This is a genomic window from Roseburia sp. AF22-2LB (genome assembly GCF_003461125.1).
GTDB lineage: Bacteria > Bacillota > Clostridia > Lachnospirales > Lachnospiraceae > Roseburia_C > Roseburia_C amylophila.
Genome location: NZ_QTWM01000007.1, coordinates 155,355 through 164,374 on the forward strand (window position 1 = coordinate 155,355; position 9,020 = coordinate 164,374).

Annotated in this window: 9 protein-coding genes; 2 read left to right on the top strand and 7 right to left on the bottom strand. The window is 40.2% G+C overall.

Features of this window, described 5'->3' with window-relative positions; genetic code table 11:
- Window positions 1-119 precede the first annotated feature (119 nt).
- Window positions 120-1,148, top strand: a complete 1,029-nt coding sequence (locus tag DWX96_RS11055; RefSeq protein ID WP_242988781.1) for an FAD:protein FMN transferase — start codon at window positions 120-122, stop codon at window positions 1,146-1,148.
- Between the two features lie 8 nt (window positions 1,149-1,156).
- Here the strand turns inward: DWX96_RS11055 and DWX96_RS11060 are convergent, their stop codons facing one another.
- The 7 genes from DWX96_RS11060 to rsxC all read right to left on the bottom strand — a co-directional run bounded on the left by DWX96_RS11060 (window position 1,157) and on the right by rsxC (window position 7,652).
- Window positions 1,157-2,554, bottom strand: coding sequence for an MATE family efflux transporter (locus tag DWX96_RS11060; RefSeq protein WP_117698414.1), 1,398 nt, complete (start codon window positions 2,552-2,554; stop codon window positions 1,157-1,159).
- 82 nt (window positions 2,555-2,636) lie between these two features.
- Entirely contained in the window at window positions 2,637-3,428 is a 792-nt protein-coding gene (locus tag DWX96_RS11065; protein ID WP_118057423.1) for an RnfABCDGE type electron transport complex subunit B, read from the bottom strand.
- 13 nt (window positions 3,429-3,441) lie between these two features.
- On the bottom strand, window positions 3,442-4,017 hold the full coding sequence (rsxA, locus tag DWX96_RS11070) for an electron transport complex subunit RsxA (RefSeq protein ID WP_022243743.1): 576 nt from the start codon (window positions 4,015-4,017) through the stop codon (window positions 3,442-3,444).
- A 14-nt stretch (window positions 4,018-4,031) separates the two neighbouring features.
- Window positions 4,032-4,754 (bottom strand): electron transport complex subunit RsxE, encoded by a 723-nt coding sequence (gene rsxE, locus DWX96_RS11075; protein ID WP_022243742.1) that lies wholly within the window; start codon window positions 4,752-4,754, stop codon window positions 4,032-4,034.
- Window positions 4,754-5,362 carry an RnfABCDGE type electron transport complex subunit G gene (locus tag DWX96_RS11080; RefSeq protein ID WP_117841015.1) on the bottom strand — a complete coding sequence of 203 codons (609 nt, stop codon included), beginning with the start codon at window positions 5,360-5,362 and terminating at the stop codon, window positions 4,754-4,756. The genes rsxE and DWX96_RS11080 overlap by 1 nt, the downstream gene beginning before the upstream one ends.
- The gene (locus DWX96_RS11085) at window positions 5,355-6,302 is read right to left on the bottom strand and encodes an RnfABCDGE type electron transport complex subunit D (protein ID WP_022243740.1); all 948 of its coding nucleotides are present in this window, start codon (window positions 6,300-6,302) and stop codon (window positions 5,355-5,357) included. Before DWX96_RS11085 ends, DWX96_RS11080 begins: the two co-directional genes overlap by 8 nt.
- A 21-nt stretch (window positions 6,303-6,323) precedes the next feature.
- Entirely contained in the window at window positions 6,324-7,652 is a 1,329-nt protein-coding gene (gene rsxC / locus DWX96_RS11090; RefSeq protein WP_118057422.1) for an electron transport complex subunit RsxC, read from the bottom strand.
- Window positions 7,653-7,848: 196 nt separating this feature from the next.
- Between rsxC and DWX96_RS11095 the strand changes: the two genes are divergently transcribed.
- Window positions 7,849-8,955: a ribonuclease H-like domain-containing protein gene (locus DWX96_RS11095; protein ID WP_118057421.1), complete on the top strand. Its 1,107-nt coding sequence runs from the start codon at window positions 7,849-7,851 to the stop codon at window positions 8,953-8,955.
- The last annotated feature ends 65 nt before the right edge of the window (window positions 8,956-9,020 follow it).

Consider the following 9,020-nt stretch of genomic DNA (forward strand, 5'->3'; position numbering starts at 1 on the left):
TTATTCATATGCATACATTTTATACTTTATCATACCTTTCGAAAAAAATCATCTGTAAATTTTATCTTCCTTGTGCTATGCTTGTGCTATATGATTTTAAAAGAACCGGAGTATACATGATGAAAACAAAAAAGACGATATTTTCTTATAAATTAACCTGCAGTTTACTTGCTTTCTTTCTCTTCTTCTGCTCCTTCTCCTTCATGGGATGCGGACGCAGCAAAGAACCCGTTTCCAAATCTGATTTTTATTTTAATACAGTCATTACTATTACACTATATGGAGAAGAAAATGCTTCTTATATTGATGACTGCTTCAAGCTTGCTTCCCATTATGAGAACCTTTTCAGCAATACCATCGCAGACAGCGATATCAGTAAAATAAACAATGCTGGTGGCACACCGGTTACTGTGGATGATGATACGATTGAATTATTACAAAAAGGTATTTATTATGGTGATTTAAGCCTGGGACAGTTCGATATCACCATTGGTAAATTGTCTTCCCTCTGGGACTTTCCAAATAACAGCGGTACGGTTCCATCTGAATCTGATATTGAAGCCACACTTTCCACCATCGACTATCATGCGATTGTTATTGATGGAAACGAAGTTAGTCTTTCCAATCCGGATGCCATGATTGACTTGGGAGGCATCGCCAAAGGTTATATTGCTGATAAAATGAAAGATTATTTAAATGAAAAAGACATTACCTCCGGCATGATTAACCTTGGAGGCAATGTCCTTACGCTGGATGATAAACCAGATGGAAGCAACTATAATATCGGTATCCAGAAACCATTTTCCGATGACGGCACTGCCATTGCCAGTGTTGAAGTCTCTGATGAAACGGTAGTAAGTTCCGGTGTTTATGAACGTTATTTCTATGTGGGTGATAACTTCTATCACCACATTTTAAATCCGAAAACCGGTTATCCTTATGACAATAACCTGCTGGGTGTCACCATTATCTGTCCGAAATCCGTAGATGGTGACGGACTTTCCACCACCTGTTTTGCTTTAGGATTAGAGGACGGCATGAAGCTGATAGAATCCTTGGATGACACGGAAGCCATTTTTATCACCGACGATTACGAACTTCATACCACTTCCGGCATCGGCAGCAATATTCCATTTCATGAAATGTAAACATAATCCTATTGCTGCTCCATAACCATATTGTTGACCCAGATTTTCTTCTTTACCATAACATATCCGATGATGCATTTTATAATCTCTATCAACTGACAGGATAAATAAATAGATACAATCGGAACTCCTGTAAATCTGGTTAACACAAATGCCAGTGGAATATCTACCACCCAGATATAGACACTGTCAAAAAGAAAGGTAATGACTGTCCTGCCACCAGAACGCAGTGTGAAATAGGTTGCATGCATAAATCCATATAACGGCATGCAGGCTGATGCAATCCGGATAAATTGTTTTGCCAGTCCACGCACTTCTTCTGTCGTATTGTATATTCTTGGAAAGAACGGAGCAATCGCAAACATGCAGGCTCCTATAACAAAACAACAAAATACAGAAAATACAATCATCTTGCGGTCCGTATCCACCGCCTCTTCCAATTTACCAGCACCAAGCTGCTGTCCTACAATGATGGATATCGCACTTCCCAACGCAATAAATACAACATTAAAAAGATTGGCTACTGTATTTGATATGTTAAATCCAGCTACAACAGCAAGACCTCTTGTGGAATAACACTGCATCAGGACTGCCATTCCTCCAGCCCATAAAGTCTCATTTAAAAGCAATGGCGTTCCTTTTATGATAATCTGTCGTACCAGTGTTCCCGGTATTTTAAAATCACGGTAAGCTCCTACAATAAAATGATTCTTATCTGCTCTCGCATGGGTCCACAAGACAACAATAATGCATTCCACAACTCTTGCCAATACGGTTGCTGCCGCTGCACCTCTTACTCCTAATGCAGGCAGTCCAAATGCACCAAATATTAATACATAGTCAAACATCAGATTTACTGCTACAGAAGCAATTCCGGCTTTCATCGGAAGAACCGTTTCTCCTGTTTCACGTAATGTCTGGGCATATGCCTGAATCAATGCAAAAGGAACCATGGATGGCATTACCGTCTGTAAATACTGTTTTGCATACAATAATGTAGCTTCAATATCTCCCGTGCTTCCTCCTTCATGCAAAAACAGCCGAATTAACGGTTCATTTGCAAAGCCCAATATCAGCATCCATATGACTGCTAAGAAACCACAGGCTACAATTTTAAAACGGAAGGCATCCCGCACTCCTTTATGGTCCCCTTTTCCATAAAACTGTGCCCCAAAAATGCCTGCACCGGATACTGCTCCAAAAATACAGATATTGTAAACCAGCATCAACTGATTGATGATTGCGACACCGGACATCTGCTCCGTTCCAACCAGTCCTACCATGATATTGTCCAAAAGACTCACAAAGTTAGTGATGGCATTCTGTATCATAATTGGAATAGCTACCAGCAGAACCATTTTATAAAAATCTTTATTTCCAATATACTTTTCTCTAAATTTTCTCATATCCAATCCTCATATAACATCAACTACGCAAAACGGGACTGCCAAATCAATGACAATCCCGTTCTTTCTATCACAGAAACGATTATAAAATAATCTTCTTCGGACATTTCTCGGCACAAATGCCACATCCGGTACATTTCTCCTGGTCGATATAAGCCACATTATCTACGACATGAACAGCATCATTTGGACAGTTCTTCTCACAGAGATGACAGCCAATACAACCTACGGAGCAGGCTTTCATAACGTCTTTGCCTTTATCCTTGGAACTGCACTGTACCAGATGCTTTGCTTCATATGGAACCAGCTCTATCAAATGCTTTGGACAGGCTGCAATACATTTTCCACATGCTTTACAAACTTCCTTATCCACCTTTGCAATACCGTCTACAACATGGATCGCATCAAACGGACATGCCTTTACACAGTTTCCAAAGCCAAGGCAGCCATAGCTACAGCTCTTTGCTCCGCCGCCCGGAATAAATGCCATAGCAGCACAATCTTCTACTCCGGTATATTCATAATCATGACCGGCTTTTTCACAGGTTCCTGCACATTTTACAAAGGCAACCTGCTTTGCGCCTTCTTCTGCAGCAACACCCATGATTTCCCCGACTTTTGCTGCAACCGGCGCACCACCAACAGGACATCCATTGACCGGGGCATCACCTTTTACAATAGCAGCTGCAAGACCGGAACATCCGGCATAACCACAACCACCACAGTTATTTCCAGGAAGAACACCAACAATTGCTTCTTCCCTTTCATCTACTTCTACTTTGAACTTTTCTCCGGAAACGCCGAGGAAAAATCCAATAAAAAGTCCTACGCCGCCTACAATAACGGCTGCAATAATAATTGCCTGTACACTCATCTTTTCTTTCCTCCTAAATCATTCCTGAGAAGCCCATAAATGCAATGGACATCAGACATGCTGTAATTAATACAATTGCTGTTCCTTTAAATGGCTTAGGGATATCATTATATTCAATTTTTTCACGAATTCCTGCCATAATTGTAATAGCAATAAAGAATCCAAATGCGGTTGCAAAACCGTTTACAACGCCCTCTAAGATACCATACTCTTTGGTTACGTTGGTAAGTGCTACACCTAATACTGCACAGTTGGTTGTAATCAAAGGAAGATACACTCCAAGGCTCTTATAAAGAGCAGGCATGGATTTCTTTAAGAACATTTCTACAAACTGTACCAGCGCTGCGATTACAAGAATAAATACAATAGTCTGTAAATACTGTGTTCCCGTCGGAATCAGTATAAACTTATAAATCAATGAGGTAACAAAGGAGGATATCGTTATGACAAAGATAACGGCTCCACCCATTCCAGCAGCGGTCTCTGTTTTCTTTGATACACCCAAGAAAGGACAGATACCAAGGAACTGGCTTAATACTACGTTATTTACAATGGCTGAACCAATTGCAATCAATAATAATGTCTGCATCTGTCATATTCCTCCTATTCACTTTTTTCCTCTGCATCTGCAGCTTTCTTCTCTTTTTCGCTGCAGGTTGCAGACATGCTGCATCCGGCACAGTCTCCACTGATACAGCCGGCAGGCTCTGCCAGTGGTTTGCCTTTTGCTTCCATCTTCTGACGAACAATACTCATTAAAGCAACTAAGAATGCCAGTACCAAGAATGCACCCGGTGCCATAACAAAGATATTGATTGGTGTATACCATTTCAGTGAAAGAATCTGGAATCCAAACAACTGTCCTGCACCTAAAATCTCACGGACAATGCCAATACAGGTTAATCCGAAGGTAAATCCAAGTCCCATACCAACACCGTCTAAGATAGACAATACAGGTGGATTTTTAGATGCATAGCTTTCTGCTCGTCCAAGGATAATACAGTTAACAACAATAAGAGGGATATATACACCAAGCTGTTTAGCCAGTGCCGGTGTATAAGCCTTCATAATAAATTCTACAATGGTTACCAAAGATGCTACGATAACAATGTATGCCGGCATTCTGACACCATTTGGAATTGCTTTACGGAATAAGGAAATCAACAGGTTAGAGAAAATCAATACCACTGTTGTAGATAATCCCATTCCCAGTGCATTCATTGCTGATGTTGTTACTGCCAGTGTCGGACACATACCAAGCATCAGTACAAAGGTAGGATTTTCTTTAATCAATCCGTTATATACGCGTTCTAAATACTTATTCATTATTCAGCGCCTCCTTCCAATTCATTCTGGAAGTATGTAATGCAGGCATTTACACCATTGGTCATTGCTTTTGATGTAATGGTTGCACCGGAAATTGCTTCAATCTCGTTATCAGCAGATGGTGCCTGTTTCACAACGGTAAAGCTGTCTACATTCTTATTCTTATACTGTTTGGAGAAGTCTTCTGTCTTTGCCTTGTCTCCAAGTCCAGGTGTCTCTGACATACTGGTAACGGAATAGCCGTTTACGGTTCCATCATTCTTTATGCCAACAGAAAATGTGATATTACCCTGGCTTCCGTCTTTAGCTGTTACAGTAATCACATAGCCTAATACATTGCCATCTTTATCTAATGCTTCCTGCACACCATTGATTTCATCACTGTAACCATTCTGCTCTAACAGGCTGGCTGCGGCTTCTGCATCAAAATCATAGGTGGAAAAAGAATCTGCATCTTCAAACACTGCTTTGTATGCAGCCTGTGCAGTTGCCTCTTCTGCCTTTGCAATCGGATCCTTGGTAATCTCATATACCAGTCCGAGAATAAATCCGATTACTACGGTAAATACGGTTAAAATCAACGCGTCATGTACAATCTTCTTATTCATGCTGCTTTGCCTCCTTTACCTGTCCAAAGGCCTTTGGAATTGTAATCCTTTCAATCATAGGAACCAGAAGGTTGCTTAAAATAATTGCAAAGGATACACCTTCTGCGTTTGCTCCAAAGATACGGAATAATCCGGTAAGAATACCTAAAAGAATTCCATATAAAATCTGTCCCTTCGGTGTGATTGGTGATGTTACATAGTCGGTTGCCATAAAGAATGCACCAAGCATTAATCCACCACCACAAAGCTCAGCAACGATATAGTCGATGTCAAAGCCATGTCCGCCGAACAAGCTGATAAATACTACAAATGTAATGATATAGGTTCCCGGAATCCGAAGTGTAATGACACCCATCAGGATTAAGAACATTGCTCCAATTAAGATAGCAATAGCGGATGTCTCTCCGATGGTTCCGGCTGTCTTACCAATTAACATATTCATGGTATTAACAGCTCCAACGCCCTGTTCTCTGATCAGAGCCAGTGGAGTTGCTCCTGAATATCCATCTACGGTAAAGTTTGTCATGTCTGCGGCAAATGCTATCAGTAAAAAGCATCTTGCACCCAGTGCCGGGTTCATAAAGTTCTGTCCCAGTCCGCCAAACATCATTTTAACAATAACGATTGCAAATACACTGCCGATTACAGCTTCCCACCATGGAAGGGATGCCGGCAGGTTTAATGCAAGTAACAGTCCGGTAACTACCGCACTTAAATCACTGACGGTATTCTTCTTATGTACAATCAGATTGAAAATCCACTCTGATGCAATACAGCTTGCAACAGATACCAAAATCAATACTGCTGCTTTATATCCAAAATTAACAATACCAAATATACTTGTTGGAAGCAGAGCTATAATTACATAAAGCATGATTCTGCTTGTTGTATCTTTGGCTCGTACATGTGGTGATGATGATACATGATATAACTCACTCACAATAGTCCACCTCTTTCTTTGTTATTTATTTTTTTTCTTTTCAGCAAGAACCTGTTTTTTCATTGTCTTAATAAGCTGTGCTAACGGACGTTTTGCCGGGCAGATAAAACTGCAGCTTCCACATTCCACGCACTCAAGACCATGCCATTTTTCAAATTCTGCCATATCTCCATGCTCTGAGAATTTAGATAATCTGGATGGAACAATCTGTTCCGGACATGCTTCTACGCAACGACCACAATTGATGCATGCTGTTGCATCTGCATCTGCTTCTGCCACTTCATCTTTGGTCATACAAAGGAGTGCCGAGGTAGTCTTGGTTGTCGGCACATCTAATCCGAACATGGAAAAGCCCATCATTGGTCCACCGGAAATAATTTTCTCCGGCTGCTCTTTAAATCCACCGGCAGCATCTAAAAGTTCCTGGAAACTGGTTCCGATTAAGAACTCAAAGTTACCCGGATCTTCTACTGCATCACCGGTAACTGTAAAGATTCTGCTTGTAACAGGTTTTCCTTCTTTTACTGCATGGTATACGGCAACCATGGTTGCAACATTATCTACGATACATCCTGCATCTGCCGGAAGCATCTTGGAATTAATTGCACGTTTGGTTACTGCATAAATAAGCTGACGTTCACCACCCTGTGGATATTTTGTCATAAGAGGTGCGACCTCCATACGAGGCTCATCTTTCGTTAATTCTAATAATTTTGCGATACAATCCGGTTTATTATTCTCGACTGCAAATACACCCTTGGCATGTTCAAACATACTGAGAATGATACGCATGCCTTCTACCAGTTCTTCCGTGTGATCTAACATGATGCGGTAATCAGATGTCAGATATGGTTCACACTCTGCACAGTTGGCAATAATATAGTCGATTTTTTCCGGTTCCTTCGGAGATAATTTTACATGGGTTGGGAATCCTGCTCCACCCATACCAACAACTCCCGCTTCTTTTATACGGTTAATAATTTCTTCTTTGGAAAGAGCACTGACGTCTTCTACTGCCTGATACTCTACCTCCTTAAATTCACCATCGCTTTCAATTACAATGGAGTTCACCATATCACCTGTTGGAACTCTTCTTAGCTCAATTTTCTTAACAGTTCCGGATACGGACGCATGGATTGGTGCAGATACGAAGCCGCCTGCTTCTGCTATCTTCTGCCCTTTCAAAACGGAATCTCCTACCGCTACGATTGGTGTTGCCGGTGCTCCAATATGCTGCGATAACGGATATACCAGTTCACCTTTGGGTAATAATTCACGTATTGGCTTATCTTTTGATAAATCCTTTCCTTCGAAAGGATGGACGCCACCTTTAAATGTCATTAAACCCATCTTATGTGCCCCTCTTTCTATGATAGTATTACACTGCATATGCAATGCATTTAACATAAAATGTATTATAACACAAATTAGAATTTTTTGACACACTAAAAAGATTTTTTCTCAATATTTTTGTCGATTTTTAACAAGGAATGATTACTTTTTGACCATACATCGTGTATAATAAAAAAATGACAGGAGGGCAGATATGAAAACAATTGTACATGAAATTCCATATAGTCCGGCTTCGAATTTAGATGAGGAAATATTCACTGCTTCCTCTGTCTTTTTCGATATCGAAACTACCGGATTTTCCCCGGCTCATACCAGTCTTTATCTGATTGGATGTGCCTATCATATAGAACAGATGCTTTATATCAAACAGTTTTTTGCCGAAACACCGGAAGAAGAAAAAGAAGTACTTGAGCAGTTTCTTTTGCTATTAGACGGTTTTGATACAATTATCACTTTCAATGGAATCGGCTTTGATATTCCTTATCTGAAAGCAAAATGCAATACTTATGAATGTAACGAGCACTTTGCTGATTTTACTTATGTGGATATTTTCAAATCCATTTCCCAGATAAAGCATATTCTCCAGCTGCCAAATTACAAGCAGAAGACCATCGAAGCTTTTCTTGGTATTGGCAGGGATGACTTATATTCCGGCGGTGAATTGATTGAGATCTATCATTCGTATACCAAGGAACCACGTCCGGATAAATTGGAAATTCTTCTGCTCCACAACTACGAAGATGTTCTGGATATGCCTGCATTACTTCCCGTCTTATCCTATGTCCATCTGTTTTACGGACAGTATTTATCCTGCAGTGCTTCTGTTTCTGAATATACAGATTATAAGCAACAGGAAAAGAAAGAACTGATTCTTTCTATTGAGCCGGAATTTCCATTTCCAAAGCATATTTCCTGCCGCATAGGTTCTGTTTATTTCTATGCAAAGGGCAAAAAATGCACCCTCTCCGTCCGTTTAGAAGAGGATGCCCTGAAATATTTCTTTCCAAATTATAAGGATTATTATTATCTTCCGGCTGAAGATACTGCAATGCACAAAAGTGTAGCATCATATGTCGATAAAGAACACCGCAGACAGGCTACCGCTGCCACCTGCTATACCCGGCATGAAGGAAGCTTTCTTCCACAGTACGAAGAGCTTATTTCTCCTTCTTTTAAACACGACTATAAGGAAAAAATATCTTACTTTGAACTTACGGAAAAATTTCTTTCATCTCCGGAGCTTATTCATAGTTATGTAAACCACTTGTTAGAAGCTATAAAAAACAAGAAAATTAAGTGATACCTACATTATGGGTTATAGGACAAAACGTGTTGATGGCTAATCCCATTCTGTAAAAGATTTAT